This window comes from Salmonella sp. SJTUF15591 (assembly GCF_043356435.1).
In the GTDB taxonomy this organism is placed as follows: Bacteria; Pseudomonadota; Gammaproteobacteria; order Enterobacterales; family Enterobacteriaceae; genus Salmonella; species Salmonella enterica.
Window position 1 is genome coordinate 274,330 of the sequence record NZ_JBEUJO010000006.1, and the last position, 23,323, is coordinate 297,652.

Consider the following 23,323-nt stretch of genomic DNA (forward strand, 5'->3'; position numbering starts at 1 on the left):
GAAAGAGAGTAAAAAGCTAATCAGTACCGGACTCCGGTGACGTTCCTGTTGAGAGCGCTAGCGCGTCTCCAGCCATCGGCAGACTTCATCCAGGCGCTGGCGCGAATCGGCCAGATCTTCCGGGGCCGCCAGTACCAGCTCCGGCAAAGGACAAATCTCATAGCTATCGAGCAACGGCCCTTTAAGGGCGTCCAGACAGCGCACATGCCAGAGATGGCGCAATGCTGTGGCGTTGATTTGGCTTTCGCCATACCCGGAGATGCGAATCTGAATATTCCCGTGTCCACATAAACGCGCCAGAAAAAGACGATCGGCCTCGCTGAGCGGCAGTTGGGTCAAATTGATGCTGTGAGGTTGCAACGCCGGATCGCGTACGTGCGCCAATAACTCATGGGCCAGCGGCAGTCCATTCATCAGGCCAGCGACAGGCGGAGGCAGCAGAGAGTCGTCAGGCAGCGTATCGGCAGTCGCCGCTTGCCATAATGCCAGGGGCGCGCTACCCGCTTCCAGACGATCCGTCAGCAGACGTCGGTTATGCAGATGGCGTACCCGCCACAGGCCGCAGAAGATGGTCTCCTGGATCTCGCTTTCACTCCCGTCCGGATGCTGAATGCGTACCGAGACTTCGCCTTCGCCCAATAACGTATTGAGGAATGAGAGATCATCGGCATTCAGGGGAGATAACTCCCATCCCAGCACGTCGCCGACTTCCGGAATGCGCCGGGCAAGCTGACCTCGCAGATCGGTCAACAATGCCATCACCGCCGGGCTGTGAGCGCAGCGCTCCAGCGTCGCCATACTTGGGTCGCCATTGACCTGACAGGTGAGCGGTAAGGGATTCATCGAGAAACTGGCGTCATCAGGCTGCGTACCTGGCCCCAGCAGATGAAAAAAGGCGTTGCTCATTGTGCTGTCTCCTGCGCTGCGGGAGTGTCAACCATCGAACGCATCAGCGTGAGCAGTTCAGCCCAGGGATGAATGCCGCTGAGCGCGCCGCGTAGCTCGCCGTCTGTAAAAACCAACGTCGCCGGAAACCGACGCACATTAAAACGATCGCCGATAGCTTCGCTTTGTTCAAGGTCGGCCACCGCCACCTGCCAGTCAAACTGCGGGAACTCACGCAGGAGTTCGGCGATCATCACCGGGTTATCGCTGACTTCCGGCGTACGCCGCGGATCGCTACTTAACAGGATGACGCCATCTCCAACCCGTTTGATCCAGTCGTCTACCATGGAAGCCTCTACCGGTTGCCATCCACGGGTTAACAGGCGTTGCCATAGCGCAGAGAACGGGGTGTCATTCGCCACTTCTTTTGCCCTCCAGACGTGTCTGATACTGACGTATGCGCACTCCCTCATAATTTTCCATCGACAGGCATTTATAGTTCAGGCAGCGTGCGACCTCGTTTGCCTGCGGTACGATCCCCCAGGCGGCCAGTTGCGCCAGGGCGGCCTGTTCCGCCGCCGGTAGCTGGTCGCGAGCTATTTCGCTCAGGCTACCGCCATAGTCGTCCAGTTGCGCCGGTTGCAGACCGACCAGCGCTATGTGACAGGGCAGATGCCCGCGGATGTCGGCCAGCGCCAGAACTTCGGAAAAACTGTTTTGATGCAGACTCATTTTTTTGGCGCTGAGATACGCGGGGATTTTCTCGCCGGCATAGGTTCGCAGGCTGCCCGGCGCCAGGCCGTAATCGATCGCGTCAAGGAGCAGGAGATGGCTGGCTTGCTCTACATAACCTAACAGGTTTAGCCCTTGCGTACCGCCGTCCACAATTTCCACCTCTTCAGGCCAGTGATATCGGGCATACAAACGCTCCGCGACCCGGATACCGAATCCTTCATCGGCCCACAGCAGGTTTCCTAACCCCATCACCACTACGCGTTGCGCATTCATGAGGGCTCCTTGTCGTGCGGTTTGGGGAATTTGTGGCTGCGATAGCCATTGATCATGGTGGAGATCACCGTATCGTCGGACATAATGTCTTCCCGGATAGCGAGGTAAACGTGCCCGACGATGAAGGCGGCGATCAGCCACATGCCCAGTCGGTGCCAACTGTGAATATCGATGGAGTTGCCGCCGGTCCAGTAGAAAAATTCAACTACATAGCGGAACGGCGCAAAGATGGCGTACTGGCTATGCTCGCCAAACAGAGCGAAACCGGTGAGGATCATAAATACCGATAACAGGAAATAGCCGAACATCGCGGCCTGCGCGACAGGGTTATGTCCGATGTCGCTCCCCGGTTTTTTCTCCAGAAACAGATACCAGCGGACCACGGAGAAAGCGCCTTGCCACCAACTGCGACGCCAGACCGGGACGATAAACAGCTCTCGCGAATAGCGGTTGCCGACACAGGCCCAATAAATTCGCCCCAGCAGTAACACGGTAAAGATCATCGCGGCGGCAAAGTGGATCAGCCGGATATAGCCCATGTAAAACAGATAGGTCGCCTCGCCACTCACCGACGGCAGCGGTCGGCCAATGAAGTAGCCTGTTACCATCAGTACCAACATGCAGGCCACCGTTAGCCAGTGCCACAGGCGTACCGGCGCTTCAAACACATAGTGGCTGACGGCAGTATCACGCGCCTCCCCGACGCGTGGAGATAGCTTTCCAGTCATCGTTCTTTTCCTTAACGCTTAGCGTACCTGGACGGCAATCAGTTCGCTGCCGTCGTCGCCGAGCACGTGGGTTGAACAGGCGAGGCAGGGGTCGAAGCTGTGCAGCGTCCTCAGGATTTCTAACGGTTGGTCGGGAATCGCCATTTGCGTTCCCATCAATGCCGCTTCATAGGCGCCGATCTGTTTTTTAGGATCGCGCGGGCTGGCGTTCCAGGTGGTGGGAACCACGCACTGATAGAGTTCAATCTTCTGATCGCGTATTGACGCCCAGTGTCCCAACGCTCCGCGAGGCGCTTCGGTAAAACCGATGCCGCGGCAGTGCTGCGGCCAACTGGCCGGTTCCCATTTCTCGGTATTGGCGGTGGCCAGGTCGCCGTTTTTCAGGTTGGTCATAAGCCTGTCGAAAAAATACTGCAGCTTACCGACGGCCCATTGCGCTTCGTGCGCGCGGCATAAAATACGGCCAAGCGTAGACTGGATACCGGAGAGCGGCAGTTTAAGGGCGGACATCATGCGATCTACCGACTCTATAGTGGCGGCATCCCCTTTGTGGTACGCGATAAGCGTTCGGGCAAGCGGGCCGACTTCCATGGCATGACCCCGCCAGCGCGGCGCTTTAATCCAGGAGTAACGTTCCTGCTCGTTGAGCTGCTGGATATGCGTATCGCTGCCTTTGACATCACCCGGGTTGTACCAGGGATCGGTAATGCCGTCAAAAGGATGACGCCCCAGCCGATCGTCCGGATAGCGGTACCAGGCGTGATCCACAAACTCCTGTATCTGCTGCGGATCGGCCAAATCTACCGGCATGACATTTTTAAAATCGCCATTGACCACCGCGCCACCCGGCATTAACAGGCTTTGCTGGCTGAAGTCGTTGGCAATGTCCGGAAATGCGCCGTAGCTCAGCACGCATTTATCCGACAGACCGGTGCCAATTTGACTCCATGCTTTATTGAACTGGCCGATAGCCAGCGCGTCCGGAACCATCACGTTGTTAATGAAGTCGGCGGTGCGGGTGATGATCGACTGCACCAGGTTGAGGCGCTCCATATTGATAGCCCCAACCGCGCCGCTTTGATCGAGATTGATCGCGCACGGCATCCCGCCGACGATCCAGTTAGGATGGGGGTTCTTACCGCCAAATATGGTATGGATTTTGACGATCTCTCGCTGGAAGTCGAGGGCTTCAAGATAGTGGGCAAAACCCATCAGATTAGCCTCTGGCGACAGTTTGTACTGTGGATGTCCCCAATAGCCGTTACGGAATATCCCAAGCTGGCCGCCATCGACAAATTTCTTCAATCGATTTTGTACGTCAAAGAAGTAGCCCGGCGATGACATCGGCCAGGCGGAAAGGCTTTGCGCCAACTGCGAGGTGGCGCGCGGATCGGCTTTCAGCGCATTCAGAACATCAATCCAGTCCATACCGGCTAACTGATAAAAATGGACCAGATGATCGTGACACCACAACGTAGCCAGCATGATGTTACGTATAATATTGGCGTTATCCGGCACCTGGATACCAATCGCATCTTCGATAGCGTACACCGATGCCAGAGCATGTACCCCGGTACATACACCACAAATACGTTCAACAAACGCCCAGGCGTCACGCGGGTCACGGCCTTGCAGAATGATCTCCAGCCCGCGGAACATCGTGCCGCAGGAAACGGCATTGGTAATGACGTTTTGCTCATCAATGTTCACTTCGCAGCGCATATGCCCTTCGATGCGGGTAATCGGGTCCACGATCAGACGACGGCCGGCGTCGTTAACGGTATAACCCTGGGTTTGATACTGGTTACTCATGCCTGTTTATCCTCATTGTCCGGCTGTTGTTCGGCTTGCGCTAACTGTTGTTTGTGGCGTTTACGTTGGTTGAGCGCGCTGGCGACAGCGTGACCGCCAACGCCCGCCGCGACCACGCCCAGCGCGGTCAGCCCCACCGTATCGGCGGTTGAATGGGTACCCATCTGGGGAATATCCACCACGCGGCTATAAAACGAGCCGCGATCCCAGAAACCATTTTCTGAACATCCCAGACATCCGTGACCGGACTGGATAGGAAAGGAGACGCCGTCATTCCAGCGAGTGGAGGAGCAGGCGTTATAGGTGGTTGGCCCTTTACAGCCCATCTTGTACAGACAGTATCCCTTGCGGGCGGCGTCATCATCCCAGCTCTCGACAAATTCACCGGCGTCAAAATGGGCGCGACGGTAGCATTTATCGTGGATACGCTGACCGTAGAACATCAGTGGACGGCCCATGCGATCGAGTTCCGGCAGACGATCAAACGTCACCATATAGGTGATAATGGCGCTCATGACATCCGGGATTGGCGGACATCCAGGGACTTTCACGATCGGCTTGTCGGTGATCACTTTATCGATAGGCGTTGCCTGGGTTGGATTGGGGCGGGCGGCCTGGACGCAACCCCAGGAGGCGCAGTTTCCCCAGGCGATAATAGCGCTGGCGCCCGCGGCGGCTTTCTTCAGTTTTTCAATAAACGGGCGGCCGCCGCTGATACAGAACATCCCTTGTTCTCCTAACGGCGGATTGCCTTCCACCGCCAGAATGTATTTCCCGGCGTAGCGAGTGGTAATATCGTCAAAGACTTCTTCGGCCTGTGCGCCGGCGGCGGCCATCAGGGTGTCGTCATAATCGAGGGAAATCAGCGAGAGGATCACATCTTTGGCTAGCGGGTGCGAGGAACGGATAAAGGATTCGGTACAGCAGGTGCATTCCAGTCCATGAATCCAGACCACCGGAATCCGCGGTTTATTCTCCAGCGCCCAGGCGATCTTTGGCGTCATTCCGGCGCCCAGTCCCAGCGATGTGGCGGCAAGGCTACAGAATTTGAGAAAGCTGCGTCGGGTCACTCCCTTACGACGCATGGCTTGATAAAAGGTCTCCTCGTTATTCATAACGCGTATTTTTTCTCCTTTTTGCACCACGCTCCGCCAGGGGCATAAGGCGCTTTTGCGGGTCCGTTGACGTTCCGCCAGCAAGGCAAATCATTGGGTTACGCGCGAGCGCGGAAACGAGCCCGATTCACTTTGCACCGGCGTATATCGCCAGAAATAATGTAAAAAAAGCGTATCGGATTAACGATAAGAAACAATGTGAAGTGTGTGGGTATAGCTTATAGCGGTATATTTATACCCATTATCGGTTTTTCGGCGAAAGGGCCGTGGCGGGGAAGGACGGTTGAGCTTGTTCCAGGATGAGGTTTTCAGTGAGCAACCTCGGGTAGATTTAGCCTGGTCTCGCCATTTCAGGGATACGTAAGTTGACGCAAAAGGAGGGAGGGTTTGATGTCATCGTTAAAAGAAGCATACTTCGTGATGATTTTTATATAAAATGATGGTGCTGGTTTTAAAGGAATGCAAAAAAGAGACCATTTGAAAGAGGGCGCCCCATGAAAAATAACATCAGATTTGACTTATCCGATTATTTGATTCATTTTTTTCGGGACGTTGATTTAGAGACCGGTAGCCATATTTATTTGCCTGAACACTGTGGTTTTAATAATCAGCACCACGCATGTTTCATTGATGCTAAATATTTACTTCGATTATCTTTACGCAGTCATAAAATTTTCTCGTCCTGGTCATACCGAAATGGGCAACGAACCGTATATGGTGACTCCCCGGTGGTATGCTTTACAGATATGCCGATTGCAGCTTATTTAGAAACTGGTGTTCGCCGATTAGAACGAAATGAAAAAATCGGTTTATATGCAATCGTTTTACCTAAAGAGCAAATGTTTAATTATGGGGCAAGGCCAGTCATATATGGGTTGGATGAGCATAACAATGCTCGATGCTCGCAAGGCAGAAACGGGGAACGTATTCTTGATGAAACGGCTCTTCCTTTGATTGAACAATATAGATATGTTACTTATGTTCCAGGTAAGATTGACTGGACACATGAACGCGAATGGCGATAGCCATATCGTGGCGATATTAAAAATTTCCTTAATCATATTAAAGAGTATGGTATTCCGGAAAACATTGAAAGCACCCCAGGGTTTGATTTTAAATCAAGCGAAATAAGTGGTGCGGGAATAATTGTCCCATTTGTAGAAGATATTCCTACCGTAGCTCACGATATTTTAACTTTAATTGATCGGGGTATCATTGGAAGAAATACTTTCAAATTCATTATAGCTGTAGAGAGTTTACAATCATGGACCCAGCTCTCGGAACCGGGCGCGTTACTGACTTGTATTAATGATAATACTTTCGGATTTGAATCTTTTTTTGATTTATCTGCATCTAAAGTAAAAAATTATGCTGATTCTATCAATGATTATGTAAATGAATTATACTCAAAAAAAGATTTTCTAAATGATAGCTATGCAATGGAATTTGGAAATGCCTGGGTCTGGATTCATGATAACCAATCCCAGGTGGTACGGGCGTTACTGCAGGCTGGAATGATCAACGTTAATAAAGAAGGGCGGTACTTATTAGATGTTAATTTGGCTTCTGTTGATTGGCCATTAAGAAGAAAAGAAGCTTTCGCAAGTCATGTTGCGGGATGGCTGAAACATCGTTTTAATATCGAGGCGGGAGGGTACTCCGTTCAGGGAAAAGATCATTATGATGCGATCCCAAGTTATGAGACGCCGCTAAAGGACCAGCATCCTTTTTATAATCATACAGTGAATGTCGACTGGTAATTAAGAAAAGAACTTACTGTAAATAGACTCGTTTTAGTTCTATGCATTTTTGAGATCCCGGCCAGATTGACCCTGGCCCGATCTCTGACGAAAACTCCGAATCTTCGATGTTTCCAATTATGAATTTTTACACCAGTCTTTAAGTATCAATGCATTGTACCTGGTGCGCTGCTATAACTGTGTAAGAGGGATTGACGCTTAGAGCCTATCCCATTAGGGCTATTTTACTTGCCATTTTGGACCTGGGCAGTGCTCGCCAAAACGCGTTAGCGTTTTGAACGCCGCTAGCGGCGGCCCGAAGGGCGAGCGTAGCGAGTCAAACCTCACGTACTACGTGTACGCTCCGGTTTTTGCGCGCTGTCCGTGTCCAAACTGGCTGCGCCAATAACGCCTGGTGGGATAGGCTCTTAGTGTTAATGTACACCAAAGGTCGATGTGTTTACCGCACTTGTGGCTTGGTATGCAGTATGTATAATTATTGTGTGAATGTTTTCATAAATTGATTTGTCTCTTCTTTGGCCTTTTCTATTGATTTATGTTTATATATTTTTGATTGGTATGTGTATTTTTCTAACGCAGGTAAGTATTTAGAGACATCGTTACCTTTTTTGAAATCTATAGGCATATGAATACTCGCATATAATATATTTATCCTCTGCGATGGCGTTAGCTCAGAATAATTTATACCTTGTTCATAATAAGAAAGCATCACATCATTGCAGATCCTGTCTTTATACGACTGCCCTATGTATGCGATGATAAGTCCATATATAAGTAGCAATCCAAAAGAGACACCTGCTTTGTGGCTATGAAGGAAATTATATGGTAGCCCCACAAAAAAAAGCACTTTTCTAATTAAAACAAGAACAAATGGTAAGGAAAATAAAAAACAACCGAAGTACATAATCACTTCGCCTGAATTCTGAAACATTTTATACCTTCCTGATAAATAATGGGTTAATTATCTGGTTAATATTCGTTGCCTATTATTTCTTTTATAAAAATAGACGATTCATTGAAATTTTTTTTGAAGTTGGAGTAATTGCTAAGTGTTTTCGGTATGCAAAAGATGACTCGCCCATTTTTTACTATGGCATAATATCTTGGATACATTAGCGCTTCTTCTTTTGTGTTTGGAACACCATCATAGTCTATTTTTTCATCAATAGAGTCAAGTTGGCTAAATAAAAAGACTCTTTTCCTTAACAACGTATTATGAACAATAGCGTTTTCATATATATCAAGTGACATTGTAAGACCCAATGCAGCAAATGAAAGTAATGCAATGATAGAAATTGTTAATATTGCTAATGACAAGCCTTCCAGACAATATAAAACAAGACAAAAGAGTGGGATTGCAGGGAGGTAAGTGACCAACGGGTAAAAACGATCGATTTTTAAATGTGATATGATATTCTGAGGAGATGTGACATGGTCCTGAACGCCCTTGTTAAAGATAATGCTGTAAAGCGTCAAACTATTGTCAATTTTATCTATTGCTTTAGCTTTTATTCTTTGTGTGAATATAAAAAACGTTATCAAAAAGGCAATAAATAAGAAAATGATTAAATTAGAAATAAAACTATCCACGGCATCATCCTGTATATCTACCGAAATTTCTATGGTCACTATTCTACTATTATTAATGAATGTCAATCTAAAATTGATGATAGTGCGTCCAGCCGGTTGGATTTGATCTAAAATAAAACTTTCGGTATTTCTCTATAGTCACAGAGCAAACAGAGTTGATTCTTTGTTAAAAAATCATCTCAATATTTTAATATGAATTCCTTCACGCGATTCTGGAGTATTACAGTCTACGATTTTAATGATTTTTTATTCATTCATTATGCGTATTAAATTAATGGCAGAGCAATCGCAAATTATATTTAGTTTCAGAATTGCAAAATGATTATAATTTTGTAGTTCATGCAGTTGGCCTAAGATCCTCGGTGGTGAGTGTAGGGGGAACGCCTGAACAAGATCTTAGGCTATGTACGATACTGTGATATGAGTTAACCCAAACAGGCCATACGGTATCTATACCTTTCTAAAAAGCTTTTAGTTGGCATAGAGTCAAAACTTTAGACGAAACAACATTCACACTATGGCCCTGGCAGTGCGTATCGGTGAGCATAACGGGGCCTTGTTTATTTATTATACCGTTCTTGTACTTACTTAAAATGAAGATGGAAGAATGTTGTACTCATTTTTGACAGCGTTGTTACGAGATGAGTTGAGACATTGTGAAAAGAAAAATCCACGCAAGTGCGTGGATTTTATGGGGTTTTCCAGTCTTCATGCGATTCGCTGAGATCGCATGAGACAACAGAAACTAATTAGACGTTGAACAGGAAGTTCATTATATCGCCATCTTTAACGATGTAATCTTTGCCTTCCGCTCGCATCTTACCGGCTTCTTTCGCGCCTTGTTCACCTTTATAGGTAATAAAGTCGTCAAAGGCGATAGTTTGGGCGCGGATAAAGCCTTTTTCGAAGTCGGTATGGATTTTACCTGCTGCCTGCGGCGCGGTTGCGCCAACCGGAATGGTCCATGCGCGAACTTCTTTCACCCCGGCGGTAAAGTAGGTCTGGAGGTTCAGCAGGCGATAACCCGCGCGAATAACGCGGTTCAGCCCCGGCTCTTCCAGACCCAGTTCAGCCATAAATTCGTCGCGCTCGTCATCATCCAGCTCAGCAATATCAGCTTCGACGGCGGCACACACCGGAACCACGACCGAACCTTCTTTCGAGGCGATTTCGCGAACCTGGTCCAGATACGGGTTATTTTCAAAACCGTCTTCATTGACGTTAGCGATATACATTGTCGGCTTCAGCGTCAGGAAGCTTAAATAACGGATAGCCGCTTTATCTTCGTCCGTCAGGTCCAGCGAACGCAGCATCCCCGCTTCGGCCAGGTGCGGCAGGCATTTTTCCAGCGCGGCCAGTTCCGCTTTGGCGTCTTTATCGCCGCCTTTGGCTTTCTTCTGTACGCGATGGATAGCGCGCTCGCAGGTATCGAGGTCAGCCAGCGCCAGTTCGGTATTGATAACATCAATATCTTCTGCCGGATTTACTTTACCCGCCACGTGGATGATATTGTCGTTCTCAAAGCAGCGAACCACGTGACCGATAGCTTCGGTTTCACGGATATTGGTCAGGAACTGGTTACCCAACCCTTCGCCTTTGGATGCGCCTTTTACCAGACCGGCGATATCCACGAACTCCATCGTGGTTGGTAGAATGCGTTGCGGTTTAACAATCTCAGCCAACTGGTCCAGACGCGGATCGGGCATCGGCACGACACCGGTATTCGGTTCGATAGTGCAGAACGGAAAGTTTGCCGCTTCAATACCGGCTTTTGTCAGCGCGTTGAACAGGGTGGATTTCCCGACGTTGGGCAGACCGACGATACCGCATTTGAATCCCATGATTTAACTCACCTTAATATCTTAATAATCAATCTGTTATAGAAAACAGATTGCAGAAATGGAAATAACTTCGCCTATTATACACGGCGTGCGGCAAAAATGCCGCACATCACTGGTTATTGCGCCTTAAAGGTATGCAAACGGCTTGTTGCTTTGGCCAGACCCTCTTTGAACCACAATTCCGTACAGCGTGCCGCTTCGTCAATGGCCTCATCAATTAATTTTTGTTCAGAAACAGGGGGTTTACCCAGCACGAAACCAACAACTTTATTTTTATCGCCTGGATGGCCAATTCCAACGCGTAAGCGGTGAAAGTTGGGATTATTGCCCAGCTTGCTGATAATGTCTTTCAGACCATTGTGGCCGCCGTGGCCGCCGCCAAGTTTAAATTTCGCCACGCCCGGAGGGAGATCCAGCTCGTCGTGAGCGACCAGAATTTCGTCCGGCTGAATACGGTAAAAACTGGCCATTGCGCCAACTGCTTTACCACTGAGGTTCATGAACGTGGTGGGTACCAGCAGGCGAACATCTTCCCCTTCCAGCGTGATGCGTGAGGTATAGCCAAAGAATTTAGGCTCTTCACGCAACGGCGCGCGCAGGCGCTCCGCCAGTAAATCGACGTACCATGCGCCTGCATTGTGTCGCGTCGCGGCATATTCCGCACCGGGATTCGCCAGACCAACAATCAATTTAATTGCCACGTTTTTTGTCCTGAGTAGATCCATAACTGGCGCGTAGTTTACTGTCTGTCTGCCCGCTTGACAAAACACAGCGACACTCTGAAGTAAATTAAATAATTGCCAGTATTGATTATTAAAAATGTAAACTGTTCAGTGTGTTATTTGTAAAGTTTTGTTAAATGAAACTTTACATTTGTGATCGCAACCGCACTTACAAACGGAAGTGTTGTCTATACTTTACACATAAAGTTTAGGGGGATTTCCTAAAAACAACCCAAAAGTTCCGGAGGTGACATATGAAACGCAAAAACGCTTCGTTATTCGGTAACGTGCTGATGGGGTTGGGGCTGGTCGTGATGGTTGTCGGCGTGGGTTACTCTATTTTAAACCAACTGCCGCAGTTTAATTTGCCGCAATTTTTTGCGCATGGCGCAATACTGAGCATTTTTGTCGGTGCAGTTCTTTGGCTGGCGGGGGCTCGTGTAGGGGGGCATGAGCAGGTGAGCGACAAATATTGGTGGGTACGTCACTATGACAAACGTTGCCGCCGTAGCGACAATCGTCGTCATAGCTAACCGGTTCAGGCCCGGTAAGCGTTATCGCCACCGGGCATTGTCCATTAACTGAGTAAATCCGCTAACGCCTCCGTCCTGTTCGGGAAGAAGGTCAGACGCCCAGGAATAGGTTTGATACCGGCACGCGCCATTGTGCGCAGCGGTTGGAACTCCAGGTTACTGATACGCAATTCGCAACCCTCCGGCAGACGCTTCACAAAACGCTGAAAAGCATCAAGCCCGCCTGCATCCAGCACTGGTACTGCGTCCCATTTCAGAACGACGATACGTTTGCCCTTAATACGTGACTCAAGGTCGGTAAACAGCCCTTCCGCCGCGGCGAAAAAGAGTGGACCGATAACACGCAGCACCAGCACATCTTCAGGCACATCGACATTGACCGGCGCAAGTCGAGTCATACGCGCAATACGGCGCATAAACAGCAGGGAAGCAAGGACAATCCCCACGCTGATGGCGATGACCATATCAAACAGAACCGTTAATGACATGCACAGCAGCATAACGATAATGTCGTCTTTCGGCGCATGGCGTAACAGATCCACCACTTTATGGGCTTCACTCATATTCCATGCCACCATCAGCAGTAGCGCCGCCATCGCGGAAAGCGGCAGCCAGGAGAGTAGCGGGGCCAAGACCAGTAGCGCCAGAATGACCAGGATAGCGTGAATTACCGCCGAGATGGGAGAGGTCGCGCCAGCGCGGACGTTGGCGGCAGAGCGGGCAATCGCGGCGGTGGCGGTGATGCCGCCAAAGAACGGCGCGACCATATTCCCCAGCCCCTGGCCGATAAGTTCGCTGTTAGCTTTATGTTTGGTGCCGGTCATGCCGTCCAGCACGACGGCGCAGAGCAATGATTCGATTGCCCCCAGCATTGCCATCGAGAAGGCCGCTGGCAGCAGCGCGCGCAGTGAATCCCAGCTTAGCGTGAAATCGGAGCCAGGAAGACTCCACGGCAGCATCAGTTGCGGCAGGAGCTGCGGGATGCCGTTGCCCTGAGTGCCGTCAGCCAGAACGTAATGGAACTGTGAGCCGATAGTCGCCACATTGCCGCCCAGCAGATTAACGATCCCCATCACGGCGCAACCGGCCAGCAGCGCGGGAAGATGTCCTGGCAGACGAATACCGAGACGCGGCCAGAAAATCAACGTTCCCAGCGTTACCACGCCAATGGCGGCATCGCCAATATTGACGGTGGGCAACGCCATAAACAGCGCGCCGACTTTCTGCAAATAGTGCTCTGGCACATGGGCCATCTGCAGACCAAGAAAATCTTTAATCTGCATGGTACCGATGGTAATACCAATCCCTGAGGTAAAACCCAACGTGACCGACACCGGGATATATTCAATCAATCGCCCCAGTCTCGCCAGGCCGAAAAGGATCAGGAAGAAGCCCGACATCAGCGTGGCGACCAGTAGGCCCGCCAGACCAAACTGTTGCGACACCGGATACAAAATCACCACAAACGCGGCGGTAGGGCCGGAAACGCTAAAGCGCGAGCCGCCGGTTAGCGCGATCACGATCCCGGCGACAGCGGAGGTATAGAGGCCATACTGCGGCGCAACGCCACTGCCAATTGCCAGCGCCATCGCCAGCGGGATAGCAATAATCCCGACGGTGATCCCGGCTATCACATCACGGGTGAACCGGGAGGCGGTATATTTTTCTTTCCAGCAAGCATCGATGAGAGCGCGGAAAGGCATCACATGTGAGGAAAATAATTTGTTCACAATAATGTTTCATCCATGAGCGCATCATCTGTCAACTAAATGGCAGGTGAAGGAGGCATAAGTCATACAAAAGGGTGTTACAGACAAAAAAACCCGCCGCAGCGGGTTTCAGATCCGGGTTCGATCAATGCTCGAACATGGCGGAAATCGATTCTTCGTTGCTGATACGGCGAATCGCTTCGGCCAGCATACCTGACAGGGTCAAAGTACGCACGTTCGGCAGCGCTTTGATTTCGTCGGTCAGCGGAATGGTGTCGCAGACAACGACTTCATCAATGACGGAGTTGCGCAGGTTGTTTGCCGCATTGCCTGAGAAGATCGGGTGCGTCGCGTAGGCAAACACGCGTTTAGCGCCACGTTCTTTCAATGCTTCTGCTGCTTTGCACAGAGTCCCGCCGGTATCGATCATATCATCAACCAGCACGCAGTCACGGCCAGCGACGTCGCCGATGATGTGCATCACCTGAGAAACGTTCGCGCGCGGACGACGTTTATCAATGATAGCCATATCGGTATCGTTCAGCAGCTTAGCGATAGCGCGGGCACGAACCACGCCGCCAATATCCGGGGAAACCACGATCGGGTTATCCAGATTCAGTTGCAGCATATCTTCGAGCAGGATTGGGCTACCGAACACGTTATCAACCGGAACGTCAAAGAAGCCCTGGATCTGTTCAGCATGCAGATCTACGGTGAGAACGCGGTCAACGCCGACGCTGGACAGGAAGTCAGCGACAACTTTTGCGGTAATCGGCACACGGGCGGAACGTACGCGACGGTCCTGACGTGCATAGCCAAAGTAGGGGATAACGGCGGTGATACGACCTGCGGAAGCACGACGCAGGGCATCAACCATAACGACCAATTCCATCAGGTTGTCGTTGGTTGGGGCACAAGTGGACTGGATGATGAAAATATCACCACCGCGTACATTTTCGTTGATTTGTACGCTGACTTCGCCGTCGCTAAAGCGACCTACGGCGGCGTCGCCGAGAGAAGTGTACAGGCGGTTGGCAATACGTTGTGCTAGTTCCGGGGTGGCGTTACCAGCAAAAAGCTTCATATCAGGCACGAGAAGAACCTCAGGCATGCGTCCATTGGTGGAAAGAATCTGCCGAAAACTGTGCGGGCCAGGCAAAATCCTATCCAGGCGGTGTATTAAAGAGCGCGATGCAACGTCTGGAACAAGGTGACGTTGTCACCGAAGCTCAGCTTGCCCGGCTTACTCGTCTTCATTCACGTTTCATGTGCGCTGGTATCTATGCCTCACACCGGTCAAATACGGCATATATGACCGGCGACTCGTCATTTCGCCATCTTCCTGAAACCCGAATGCGTTAGAGTAACTCTCGATGCAATGGGGAGAGGTTGACACCCTTCGCCACAAAAGCATTGAGCCATTCCGGGGCTTGCTCAAGCACCTGGCGAGCACAAGACTCTGTATCGAATTCAGCAAAGACACAGGCCCCTGTCCCAGTCAGGCGCGACGGCGCGTATTCTAACAGCCAGGAAAGCGCCGCATCAACCTCGCGAAAACGTTTTCTTGCGATAACCTCGCAATCATTGCTGAATTCACATTTTAGTAACGTATCTATTGACCTTTTTGGCGTATTACGCGGCAATTGAGGATCTTTAAAGATAACCGGCGTCGGAATGCTTACGCCAGGGTGCGCGACCAGATACCATTTTTCCGGCGGATTCACCGGCGTTAATATTTCGCCTACGCCTTCGGCAAACGCGGCGTGGCCACGAACAAAGACCGGGACGTCGGCGCCGAGCGTCAGGCCGAGCGTCGCCAGTTCATCAATGGAAAGCCCGCATTGCCAAAGATGATTGAGCGCCACCAGAACGGTCGCGGCGTTAGACGAGCCGCCGCCCAGACCGCCGCCCATGGGAAGGCGCTTCTCAATGCTGATATCCGCGCCGCTTCCGGCGGGCAGGCGTCCACTCTCCGAGGCGACTTTCATCAACAGCCGCGCGGCGCGGACGATCAGATTGTCTTCATTTTCAACGCCGGTAACCGGCGTTAATAAATGGATTTCGCCATCGCGACGCGGTTCGATGTGGAGTGTGTCGCCATAATCCAGAAACTGAAACAGCGTCTGCAGCGTGTGATAGCCGTCTGCACGCTGTCCGGTGATATATAAAAACAGGTTTAATTTTGCCGGAGAAGGCCAATGGGTCATCATTTCACAATCCAGTTATCCATTTTCAGCTTAATGCGCTGACTGCCGTCTGAAAGCTCCATATTGGCAGGCATGGCAGGCTGCGTTTTGCTGTCATAGCCACCGTAAACCACTTTCCAGTTTTTACCATCCTGGCGATAGTTCACTTCGCTCAGACGATACTGGTCGTCCAGTTTGTAGTCGGTGGCATCGCCAGGCAGACCGAGGATCCACTGCCGCAGGCTGTTTAACGGAATCGGCATCCCGGTGAGTTTGCCGATCATCTCTTCGGCGTCATCGGCGGTATAACGCTGGCCTTTGTTATCCACCAGCTGAACGTTGCCCGGCTGGGCGTTAAGCTCCAGCTCGGTGCTGCCCAGCGGGTTGGTAAGCAGCAGGCGGTAGCGATCCTGTCCGGTCTGTTGCCAGAAGAAGCGCGCATAGACTTTCTGATCATCTGAGATGTAAGCAAAGGCGCCGCGCGTCTGGTATTGATTCAGATGACGCACCTCTTGCTGATGCTGGCGCCACTGAGGGGAATCCGGGCTCTTGCCCGGGCCTTTATGCCCAGGAAGCGTACAGGCGGTGAGAACCAGGCTTGCTAACGGCAGTAGACGAATCAGGCGAAAATCGGGCAGGGTCATAGTGATGACGAATCCTTGTGATACGGTGCAATAATTGCCTGATGGCGTTACGCTTATCAGGCCTGAAAACTGAACCTGCAGGCTGTAAAAACGTTCGCGCCACGATTCGGCAAATTTTTGCTATCGGTTACAGTTATAGCCTTTAATGCTAGCGCCGCCTGGTGACATCGTCTACTTTCAAGTTGTCTTAAATCATCAAATTAGCGAGCGCTGCCAATTACTCCAAAAGGGGGCTCTCTCTTTTATTGACCACGCGCATCCTGTATGATGCAAGCAGACTAACCATATCAACGCTGGTACTACTCCCGCAGACATGACCCTTTTAGCGCTCGGTATTAACCATAAAACGGCACCTGTATCGCTGCGAGAACGCGTAACGTTTTCGCCGGACACGCTTGATCAGGCGCTGGACAGCCTGCTTGCGCAGCCAATGGTGCAGGGCGGGGTCGTGCTGTCAACCTGTAACCGTACAGAACTGTATTTGAGCGTGGAAGAGCAGGATAACCTGCAGGAAGCGCTGATCCGCTGGTTATGCGATTACCATAACCTGAACGAGGACGATCTGCGCAACAGTCTGTACTGGCATCAGGACAATGACGCCGTCAGCCACCTGATGCGCGTCGCCAGCGGTCTGGATTCACTGGTGCTGGGCGAACCGCAAATCCTCGGTCAGGTGAAAAAAGCGTTTGCGGATTCGCAAAAAGGCCACCTTAACGCCAGCGCGCTGGAGCGAATGTTTCAGAAGTCTTTTTCCGTCGCCAAGCGAGTGCGGACTGAAACCGATATCGGCGCCAGCGCCGTCTCCGTCGCGTTTGCCGCCTGTACGCTCGCCCGCCAAATCTTCGAATCGCTCTCGACGGTCACTGTACTGTTAGTTGGCGCGGGCGAAACCATTGAACTGGTGGCGCGTCACCTTCGCGAGCATAAAGTACAAAAGATGATTATCGCCAACCGAACCCGCGAGCGCGCGCAAGCCCTGGCGGATGAAGTAGGCGCTGAGGTTATCTCGCTCAGCGATATCGACGCCCGTTTGCAGGATGCCGATATTATCATCAGTTCGACCGCCAGCCCGCTGCCGATTATCGGTAAAGGCATGGTGGAGCGCGCATTAAAAAGCCGTCGCAACCAGCCGATGCTGCTGGTGGATATCGCCGTACCGCGCGACGTTGAGCCGGAAGTCGGCAAACTGGCGAACGCTTATCTTTATAGCGTCGATGATTTACAGAGCATCATTTCGCATAATCTGGCGCAGCGTCAGGCTGCGGCGGTAGAAGCGGAAACGATTGTTGAGCAGGAAGCCAGCGAGTTTATGGCCTGGCTACGCGCCCAGGGGGCCAGCGAGACCATTCGGGAATACCGTAGTCAGTCGGAGCAGATTCGTGACGAACTGACTACCAAAGCGCTGTCGGCCCTTCAACAGGGCGGTGATGCGCAAGCCATCTTGCAGGATCTGGCATGGAAACTGACCAACCGCCTGATTCATGCGCCAACGAAATCACTTCAACAGGCTGCCCGTGACGGGGATGACGAACGCCTGAATATTCTGCGCGACAGCCTCGGGCTGGAGTAGCAGCACACACCACACTTTTTTACAGGGTGAATTTACGCCTATGAAGCCTTCTATCGTTGCCAAACTGGAAGCCCTGCACGAACGCCATGAGGAAGTTCAGGCGTTGCTGGGCGATGCGGGAATTATCGCCGACCAGGACCGCTTTCGCGCATTGTCGCGCGAATATGCGCAATTAAGCGACGTTTCTCGCTGTTTTACGGACTGGCAACAGGTTCAGGACGATATCGAGACGGCTCAGATGATGCTCGACGATCCTGAAATGCGAGAAATGGCGCAGGAAGAACTGCGCGAAGCGAAAGAAAAAAGCGAACAACTGGAGCAACAGTTACAGGTACTGCTGCTGCCGAAAGATCCGGACGATGAACGAAACGCGTTCCTTGAGGTTCGCGCCGGTACCGGCGGCGACGAAGCCGCGCTGTTTGCCGGCGATCTGTTCCGCATGTACAGCCGTTATGCCGAAGCGCGCCGCTGGCGTGTGGAGATTATGAGCATGAGCGAAGGCGAGCATGGCGGTTATAAAGAGATCATCGCCAAAATCAGCGGCGACGGCGTGTATGGCCGACTGAAATTTGAGTCCGGCGGACACCGCGTACAGCGTGTTCCGGCGACCGAGTCGCAGGGGCGTATCCATACCTCCGCCTGTACCGTCGCCGTGATGCCGGAGCTGCCGGAAGCCGAGCTGCCGGATATTAACCCGGCGGATCTGCGCATTGATACGTTTCGTTCTTCCGGCGCGGGCGGTCAGCACGTTAACACCACCGACTCCGCTATCCGTATTACCCACTTGCCGACCGGCATCGTGGTGGAATGCCAGGACGAGCGTTCGCAGCATAAAAACAAAGCGAAAGCGCTCTCGGTGCTCGGGGCGCGCATTCACGCCGCCGAAACGGCAAAACGCCAGCAGGCCGAGGCGTCAACGCGACGCAATCTGCTTGGCAGCGGCGATCGCAGCGATCGTAACCGGACCTATAATTTCCCGCAGGGGCGCGTGACCGATCATCGTATTAATCTGACGTTATATCGCCTTGATGAAACGATGGAAGGTAAGCTGGATATGCTGATTGAGCCGATTGTTCAGGAACATCAGGCTGACCTGTTAGCCGCATTGTCCGAGCAGGAATAATGGATTTTCAGCACTGGCTGCATGAGGCGGTAAACCAGCTCCGGGACAGCGACAGCCCCCGGCGCGACGCCGAGATCCTGCTAGAGTACGTTACGGGCAAGGGGCGGACGTATATCATGGCTTTTGGCGAAACGCCGCTTACCGACGTCCAGCAACAACAGCTCGCGGACCTGCTGCAGCGGCGTAAACAGGGCGAACCTATTGCGTACCTGACGGGCTTACGCGAATTCTGGTCGCTGCCGCTCTTCGTTTCTCCCGCCACGCTAATCCCGCGCCCGGATACCGAATGTCTGGTTGAACAGGCGTTGGCGCGATTGCCGGTAAAAACCTGTCGTATTCTGGATTTAGGCACCGGAACCGGCGCGATTGCGCTGGCGCTGGCCTGCGAGCGACCGGATTGCGAGGTGACTGCGGTCGATCGTATGCCTGATGCGGTTGCGCTGGCGATACGCAACGCGGAACATTTGGCTATCCGGAATGTGCGTATACTGCAAAGTTGTTGGTTCAGCGCGCTATCGGGGCAGCAGTTCGACATGATTGTCAGCAATCCGCCCTACATTGATGCGCAGGACCCGCACCTTAGCGAAGGCGATGTACGCTTTGAACCGCGCTCGGCGTTGGTGGCGGACGAAAACGGTATGGCGGATCTTACGCATATTATCGATAACGCCCGCCAGATGTTAACGCCCGGCGGCTTCCTGCTGTTGGAACACGGTTGGCAGCAAGGCGAAGCGGTAAGAGCGGTTTTCAGGCGGTCTGGTTACTCGGATGTAGAAACGTGTCGTGATTATGGCGGTAATGAACGCGTGACCTGCGGACGTTTTACGCGATGACAATTGCAATGTTGCTCACGCTCCATCTTATCTGTGTTGCGCTCTCCGTCAGTTTGTTTGTCGCTCGTTACTGGTGGCGCTATTGCGGCCATGCGTTGGCCGCCGCGCGCTGGACACGAATCGTGCCTCCCGTCATAGATACCCTGTTACTGCTTAGCGGTATTGGGTTAATCGTTAAAACGCACATCCTGCCATTCACGGAGTCGGGCTCATGGCTGACTGAAAAACTGTTTGGCGTTATCATCTACATCGTTTTGGGTTTTATTGCGCTTGATTATCGTCAGGCGCGCAGCCAGCAGGCGCGTTTTATCGCTTTCCCGCTGGCGCTGGTGGTGCTGTACATCATCATTAAACTCGCCACCACAAAAATACCGTTACTGGGGTAAGTCATGAGGTCGTTAGCTGATTTCGAATTTAACAATGCGCCGCTGTGTGATGGCATGATCCTGGCATCAGAGATGATTCGCCTGGATTTTCCCACGCAGTTTGTCTACGACGAACTGGAACGTCTGGTCAGTCTGGCGCAGGAAGAAATTAGCCAGCTCCTGTCTCAGGATGAGCAACTGGAAAAATTGCTGGCACTTTTTTACGGCGAGTGGGGGTTCACGGACTCCCGCGGCGTCTACCGTCTTTCTGATGCTTTATGGCTCGATAAAGTCCTGAAAAAACGCCAGGGGAGCGCGGTATCGTTGGGCGCTATTTTATTATGGATAGCAAACCGTCTTGATTTGCCGTTGGTGCCCGTTATCTTCCCAACGCAGCTGATTTTGCGTATTGAATCGCTGGAAGGGGAAATGTGGCTGATTAACCCGTTCAACGGTGAAACGCTTGATGAACATACTCTGGAAGTCTGGTTAAAAGGCAATATTAGTCCGGTCGCCGAGTTGTTTAACGAAGATTTGGACGAGGCGGATAACGCCGAAGTGATTCGTAAGCTACTGGATACGCTGAAATCCTCGCTGATGGAGGAACGGCAAATGGAGCTGGCGCTGCGCGTTAGCGAAGCATTGTTGCAATTTAACCCGGAAGATCCTTACGAAATCCGTGACCGCGGGTTGATCTACGCGCAGCTTGAGTGTGAACACGTTGCGCTGACTGATTTAAGCTACTTCGTTGAACAGTGTCCGGAAGACCCGATCAGCGAAATGATTCGTGCGCAGATCAACACCATTGCGCACAAGCAAATTGTTCTACATTAATTAACCGACATTTTACCTATAAGTGTAAGGCGATCCTATGAAACAAAAAGTGGTTAACATTGGCGACATTAAGGTGGCAAATGACCTGCCGTTTGTGCTGTTTGGCGGTATGAACGTGCTGGAGTCACGCGATCTGGCAATGCGCATTTGTGAGCACTACGTAACCGTTACCCAGAAGCTGGGTATTCCTTACGTGTTCAAGGCCTCTTTTGATAAAGCCAACCGTTCCTCTATTCACTCTTACCGTGGGCCGGGCCTGGAAGAAGGGATGAAAATCTTCCAGGAACTCAAGCAGACATTTGGCGTAAAAGTGATCACTGACGTCCATGAAGCCAGCCAGGCGCAGCCTGTGGCTGATGTGGTTGACGTGATTCAGCTCCCGGCGTTTCTGGCGCGCCAGACCGACCTGGTGGAAGCGATGGCGAAAACCGGCGCTGTGATTAACGTGAAAAAGCCGCAGTTCGTAAGCCCGGGTCAGATGGGCAATATCGTGGATAAGTTCCATGAGGGCGGTAACGATAAGGTGATTCTGTGCGATCGCGGCGCGAACTTCGGCTATGACAACCTGGTGGTGGATATGTTGGGCTTTAGCGTGATGAAAAAGGTCTCCGGCAACTCGCCGGTGATTTTCGACGTTACCCATGCGCTGCAATGCCGCGACCCATTTGGCGCTGCCTCGGGCGGTCGTCGTGGTCAGGTGACCGAGCTGGCGCGCGCCGGTATGGCTGTCGGTCTGGCGGGCCTGTTCCTGGAGTCGCATCCGGATCCGGCTAACGCGAAGTGCGACGGTCCTTCCGCGCTGCCGCTGGCGAAACTGGAGCAGTTCCTGACCCAGATAAAAGCGATTGATGATTTGGTGAAAAGCTTCGACGAGCTGGATACCGAGAACTGATTGCGGTTTTTAGCTTGTGTAGGCCGGATAAGACACTATCCGGCTTTTTTATATCAGGCAAAAATCGTCATCAGATAGGCGGCAAATAGAGCCAGATGCGCCGCGCCGTTTAGCACGTTGGTGCGTCCGGTAGAGAACGAAATATGGCACAGTACTAACGAGGCCACCATCACTACCATTTCCGGCGCGCCTAAACCAAACACCAGATCATTACCTGTCGCCCAGGCGATGAGCGTGACGACCGGCACGGTTAATGAAATCGTCGCCAACACCGATCCGAAGAACAGATTCATTGCCCGCTGAACCTGATTATTCAGTACCGCCTTCAGCGCGCCCAGTCCTTCCGGCGAGAGAATTAACAACGCGACCAGGAAACCGGTAAAGGCGACCGGGGCGTTCATGCTGGTCAGCAACGCCTCCAGCGGGCTGGCATTCATTTTGGTAACGGCAATGACCGCAATTAAATGAATGAGTAACCAGACCGTATGCCAGCCGCTACTGTGCGCGGAGGGTTTACCGTGGTGTGGATTGTCATCATCGCCTTCATCTTCATGTTCATAGATAAATAAGCTCTGGTGCGTTTTGGTTTGAATCAACAAAAATACGCCGTACATCGCGGCGGAAATTAACGCGACCAATAATGCCTGACCGGTAGAGAAATTGGCTTGCGGCAATGCCATTGGAAAAACCAGCACAATAATCGCCAGCGGAAACAGCGCGATAAGATACTGCTTAATCCCAAATAAATTCATATATTGCGTTGCGAATTTACGCCCGCCCAACAACAACGAGAAACCGACCAGTCCCCCGGTGACAATCATAATAATAGAGTAGAGCGTATCGCGCATAAGCGTTGGCGCAGCATCGCCGGTAGCCATCAGCGCGGAAATTAAACTCACCTCAAGAATAACGACGGACAGGCTTAAAATAAGCGATCCATAGGGTTCGCCGAGTCGGTGCGCTAATACATCGGCATGACGGACCACGCTAAATGCGCTGCTTAAAATACCAATAAGTGCAAGGATATTGATGCCAATAACCACTGGTAGTGACTGGCTGCTTCCCCAAAGGAACAGCACTACCAGCGCAAGAACCGGGAAAATAAGCGAAGTCTCCTTATGGCGGGTTTTCACCGCCTCACAGGCATGTGTCATGAGGGTCTCCCTTGTGCAG

Annotated in this window: 22 protein-coding genes and 1 pseudogene; 8 read left to right on the forward strand and 15 right to left on the reverse strand. The window is 51.7% G+C overall.

The features are described 5' to 3' along the window. Positions 1–57: 57 nt before the first annotated feature. Genes ABVM99_RS16160 through hyaA form a run of 6 tightly spaced genes read right to left on the reverse strand, consistent with a single transcriptional unit; the run spans position 58 to position 5,548 of the window. Positions 58–906 (reverse strand): hydrogenase expression/formation protein, encoded by an 849-nt coding sequence (locus tag ABVM99_RS16160; protein WP_023195196.1) that lies wholly within the window; start codon positions 904–906, stop codon positions 58–60. Then, positions 903–1,307, reverse strand: coding sequence for a hydrogenase-1 operon protein HyaE (gene hyaE / locus ABVM99_RS16165; RefSeq protein WP_023195197.1), 405 nt, complete (start codon positions 1,305–1,307; stop codon positions 903–905). The genes ABVM99_RS16160 and hyaE overlap by 4 nt, the downstream gene beginning before the upstream one ends. Continuing rightward, positions 1,297–1,893, reverse strand: coding sequence for a hydrogenase 1 maturation protease (gene hyaD / locus ABVM99_RS16170; protein WP_000993806.1), 597 nt, complete (start codon positions 1,891–1,893; stop codon positions 1,297–1,299). The genes hyaE and hyaD overlap by 11 nt, the downstream gene beginning before the upstream one ends. Then, positions 1,890–2,621, reverse strand: a complete 732-nt coding sequence (gene hyaC, locus ABVM99_RS16175; RefSeq protein ID WP_000147031.1) for a Ni/Fe-hydrogenase b-type cytochrome subunit — start codon at positions 2,619–2,621, stop codon at positions 1,890–1,892. Before hyaC ends, hyaD begins: the two co-directional genes overlap by 4 nt. Positions 2,622–2,639: 18 nt before the next feature. Then, entirely contained in the window at positions 2,640–4,433 is a 1,794-nt protein-coding gene (gene hyaB / locus ABVM99_RS16180) for a Ni/Fe-hydrogenase large subunit (protein WP_000070982.1), read from the reverse strand. Beyond that, entirely contained in the window at positions 4,430–5,548 is a 1,119-nt protein-coding gene (hyaA, locus tag ABVM99_RS16185; RefSeq protein ID WP_001058312.1) for a hydrogenase 1 small subunit, read from the reverse strand. The genes hyaB and hyaA overlap by 4 nt, the downstream gene beginning before the upstream one ends. A gap of 494 nt (positions 5,549–6,042) precedes the next feature. Between hyaA and ABVM99_RS16190 the strand changes: the two are divergent. Then, positions 6,043–7,308 (forward strand): annotated as a pseudogene (locus tag ABVM99_RS16190) (DUF4427 domain-containing protein). Positions 7,309–7,783: 475 nt separating this feature from the next. On the opposite strand, the gene ABVM99_RS16195 reads toward ABVM99_RS16190, so the two are convergent. From ABVM99_RS16195 to pth, 4 genes are all read right to left on the reverse strand, one after another. Next, positions 7,784–8,239: a hypothetical protein gene (locus tag ABVM99_RS16195; protein WP_023194867.1), complete on the reverse strand. Its 456-nt coding sequence runs from the start codon at positions 8,237–8,239 to the stop codon at positions 7,784–7,786. Between the two features lie 38 nt (positions 8,240–8,277). Continuing rightward, complete coding sequence (locus ABVM99_RS16200; protein WP_024145449.1) at positions 8,278–8,898, reverse strand: hypothetical protein; 621 nt, start codon at positions 8,896–8,898, stop codon at positions 8,278–8,280. Between the two features lie 749 nt (positions 8,899–9,647). Continuing rightward, positions 9,648–10,739, reverse strand: coding sequence for a redox-regulated ATPase YchF (gene ychF / locus ABVM99_RS16205; RefSeq protein ID WP_023194866.1), 1,092 nt, complete (start codon positions 10,737–10,739; stop codon positions 9,648–9,650). 116 nt (positions 10,740–10,855) lie between these two features. Then, complete coding sequence (gene pth / locus ABVM99_RS16210; RefSeq protein WP_000985595.1) at positions 10,856–11,440, reverse strand: aminoacyl-tRNA hydrolase; 585 nt, start codon at positions 11,438–11,440, stop codon at positions 10,856–10,858. Positions 11,441–11,715: 275 nt separating this feature from the next. Between pth and ychH the strand changes: the two genes are divergently transcribed. After that, a complete protein-coding gene (gene ychH, locus ABVM99_RS16215) occupies positions 11,716–11,994 on the forward strand; it encodes a stress-induced protein YchH (protein ID WP_000823879.1) in 279 nt (92 codons plus the stop codon). Between the two features lie 44 nt (positions 11,995–12,038). On the opposite strand, the gene dauA is transcribed toward ychH, so the two are convergent. The 4 genes from dauA to lolB all read right to left on the reverse strand — a co-directional run bounded on the left by dauA (position 12,039) and on the right by lolB (position 16,533). Beyond that, positions 12,039–13,724, reverse strand: a complete 1,686-nt coding sequence (gene dauA / locus ABVM99_RS16220; RefSeq protein WP_001037182.1) for a C4-dicarboxylic acid transporter DauA — start codon at positions 13,722–13,724, stop codon at positions 12,039–12,041. A gap of 124 nt (positions 13,725–13,848) precedes the next feature. Further along, entirely contained in the window at positions 13,849–14,796 is a 948-nt protein-coding gene (gene prs, locus ABVM99_RS16225; RefSeq protein ID WP_001518537.1) for a ribose-phosphate diphosphokinase, read from the reverse strand. A gap of 265 nt (positions 14,797–15,061) precedes the next feature. Beyond that, the gene (ispE, locus tag ABVM99_RS16230; protein ID WP_000988260.1) at positions 15,062–15,913 is read right to left on the reverse strand and encodes a 4-(cytidine 5'-diphospho)-2-C-methyl-D-erythritol kinase; all 852 of its coding nucleotides are present in this window, start codon (positions 15,911–15,913) and stop codon (positions 15,062–15,064) included. Next, entirely contained in the window at positions 15,910–16,533 is a 624-nt protein-coding gene (gene lolB / locus ABVM99_RS16235) for a lipoprotein insertase outer membrane protein LolB (RefSeq protein WP_000174484.1), read from the reverse strand. Before lolB ends, ispE begins: the two co-directional genes overlap by 4 nt. Before the next feature lie 313 nt (positions 16,534–16,846). On the opposite strand from lolB, the gene hemA reads away from it, so the two are divergent. Genes hemA through kdsA form a run of 6 tightly spaced genes read left to right on the forward strand, consistent with a single transcriptional unit; the run spans position 16,847 to position 22,150 of the window. After that, the gene (hemA, locus tag ABVM99_RS16240; RefSeq protein ID WP_000173208.1) at positions 16,847–18,103 is read left to right on the forward strand and encodes a glutamyl-tRNA reductase; all 1,257 of its coding nucleotides are present in this window, start codon (positions 16,847–16,849) and stop codon (positions 18,101–18,103) included. 40 nt (positions 18,104–18,143) lie between these two features. After that, positions 18,144–19,226, forward strand: a complete 1,083-nt coding sequence (gene prfA / locus ABVM99_RS16245) for a peptide chain release factor 1 (RefSeq protein WP_000804703.1) — start codon at positions 18,144–18,146, stop codon at positions 19,224–19,226. Next, on the forward strand, positions 19,226–20,059 hold the full coding sequence (gene prmC, locus ABVM99_RS16250) for a peptide chain release factor N(5)-glutamine methyltransferase (RefSeq protein ID WP_023195735.1): 834 nt from the start codon (positions 19,226–19,228) through the stop codon (positions 20,057–20,059). The genes prfA and prmC overlap by 1 nt, the downstream gene beginning before the upstream one ends. Continuing rightward, positions 20,056–20,445 carry an invasion regulator SirB2 gene (sirB2, locus tag ABVM99_RS16255; protein ID WP_000150667.1) on the forward strand — a complete coding sequence of 130 codons (390 nt, stop codon included), beginning with the start codon at positions 20,056–20,058 and terminating at the stop codon, positions 20,443–20,445. The genes prmC and sirB2 overlap by 4 nt, the downstream gene beginning before the upstream one ends. A 3-nt stretch (positions 20,446–20,448) precedes the next feature. Next, entirely contained in the window at positions 20,449–21,258 is an 810-nt protein-coding gene (gene sirB1, locus ABVM99_RS16260; RefSeq protein WP_001257065.1) for an invasion regulator SirB1, read from the forward strand. A 37-nt stretch (positions 21,259–21,295) separates the two neighbouring features. Then, positions 21,296–22,150 carry a 3-deoxy-8-phosphooctulonate synthase gene (gene kdsA, locus ABVM99_RS16265; RefSeq protein ID WP_000811046.1) on the forward strand — a complete coding sequence of 285 codons (855 nt, stop codon included), beginning with the start codon at positions 21,296–21,298 and terminating at the stop codon, positions 22,148–22,150. Between the two features lie 53 nt (positions 22,151–22,203). Here the strand turns inward: kdsA and chaA are convergent, their stop codons facing one another. Then, positions 22,204–23,304, reverse strand: a complete 1,101-nt coding sequence (gene chaA / locus ABVM99_RS16270) for a sodium-potassium/proton antiporter ChaA (RefSeq protein WP_000148418.1) — start codon at positions 23,302–23,304, stop codon at positions 22,204–22,206. Positions 23,305–23,323: the final 19 nt, after the last annotated feature.

Coding starts and splice junctions, on each gene's coding strand:
- ABVM99_RS16160 (WP_023195196.1), bottom strand. CDS start 906: ATGAGCAACGCCTTTTTTCATCTGCTGGGGCCAGGTACGCAGCCTGAT.
- hyaD (WP_000993806.1), bottom strand. CDS start 1,893: ATGAATGCGCAACGCGTAGTGGTGATGGGGTTAGGAAACCTGCTGTGG.
- hyaC (WP_000147031.1), bottom strand. CDS start 2,621: ATGACTGGAAAGCTATCTCCACGCGTCGGGGAGGCGCGTGATACTGCC.
- hyaB (WP_000070982.1), bottom strand. CDS start 4,433: ATGAGTAACCAGTATCAAACCCAGGGTTATACCGTTAACGACGCCGGC.
- hyaA (WP_001058312.1), bottom strand. CDS start 5,548: ATGAATAACGAGGAGACCTTTTATCAAGCCATGCGTCGTAAGGGAGTG.
- ABVM99_RS16195 (WP_023194867.1), bottom strand. CDS start 8,239: ATGTTTCAGAATTCAGGCGAAGTGATTATGTACTTCGGTTGTTTTTTA.
- ychF (WP_023194866.1), bottom strand. CDS start 10,739: ATGGGATTCAAATGCGGTATCGTCGGTCTGCCCAACGTCGGGAAATCC.
- ychH (WP_000823879.1), top strand. CDS start 11,716: ATGAAACGCAAAAACGCTTCGTTATTCGGTAACGTGCTGATGGGGTTG.
- ispE (WP_000988260.1), bottom strand. CDS start 15,913: ATGATGACCCATTGGCCTTCTCCGGCAAAATTAAACCTGTTTTTATAT.
- lolB (WP_000174484.1), bottom strand. CDS start 16,533: ATGACCCTGCCCGATTTTCGCCTGATTCGTCTACTGCCGTTAGCAAGC.
- hemA (WP_000173208.1), top strand. CDS start 16,847: ATGACCCTTTTAGCGCTCGGTATTAACCATAAAACGGCACCTGTATCG.
- prfA (WP_000804703.1), top strand. CDS start 18,144: ATGAAGCCTTCTATCGTTGCCAAACTGGAAGCCCTGCACGAACGCCAT.
- prmC (WP_023195735.1), top strand. CDS start 19,226: ATGGATTTTCAGCACTGGCTGCATGAGGCGGTAAACCAGCTCCGGGAC.
- sirB2 (WP_000150667.1), top strand. CDS start 20,056: ATGACAATTGCAATGTTGCTCACGCTCCATCTTATCTGTGTTGCGCTC.
- sirB1 (WP_001257065.1), top strand. CDS start 20,449: ATGAGGTCGTTAGCTGATTTCGAATTTAACAATGCGCCGCTGTGTGAT.
- kdsA (WP_000811046.1), top strand. CDS start 21,296: ATGAAACAAAAAGTGGTTAACATTGGCGACATTAAGGTGGCAAATGAC.
- chaA (WP_000148418.1), bottom strand. CDS start 23,304: ATGACACATGCCTGTGAGGCGGTGAAAACCCGCCATAAGGAGACTTCG.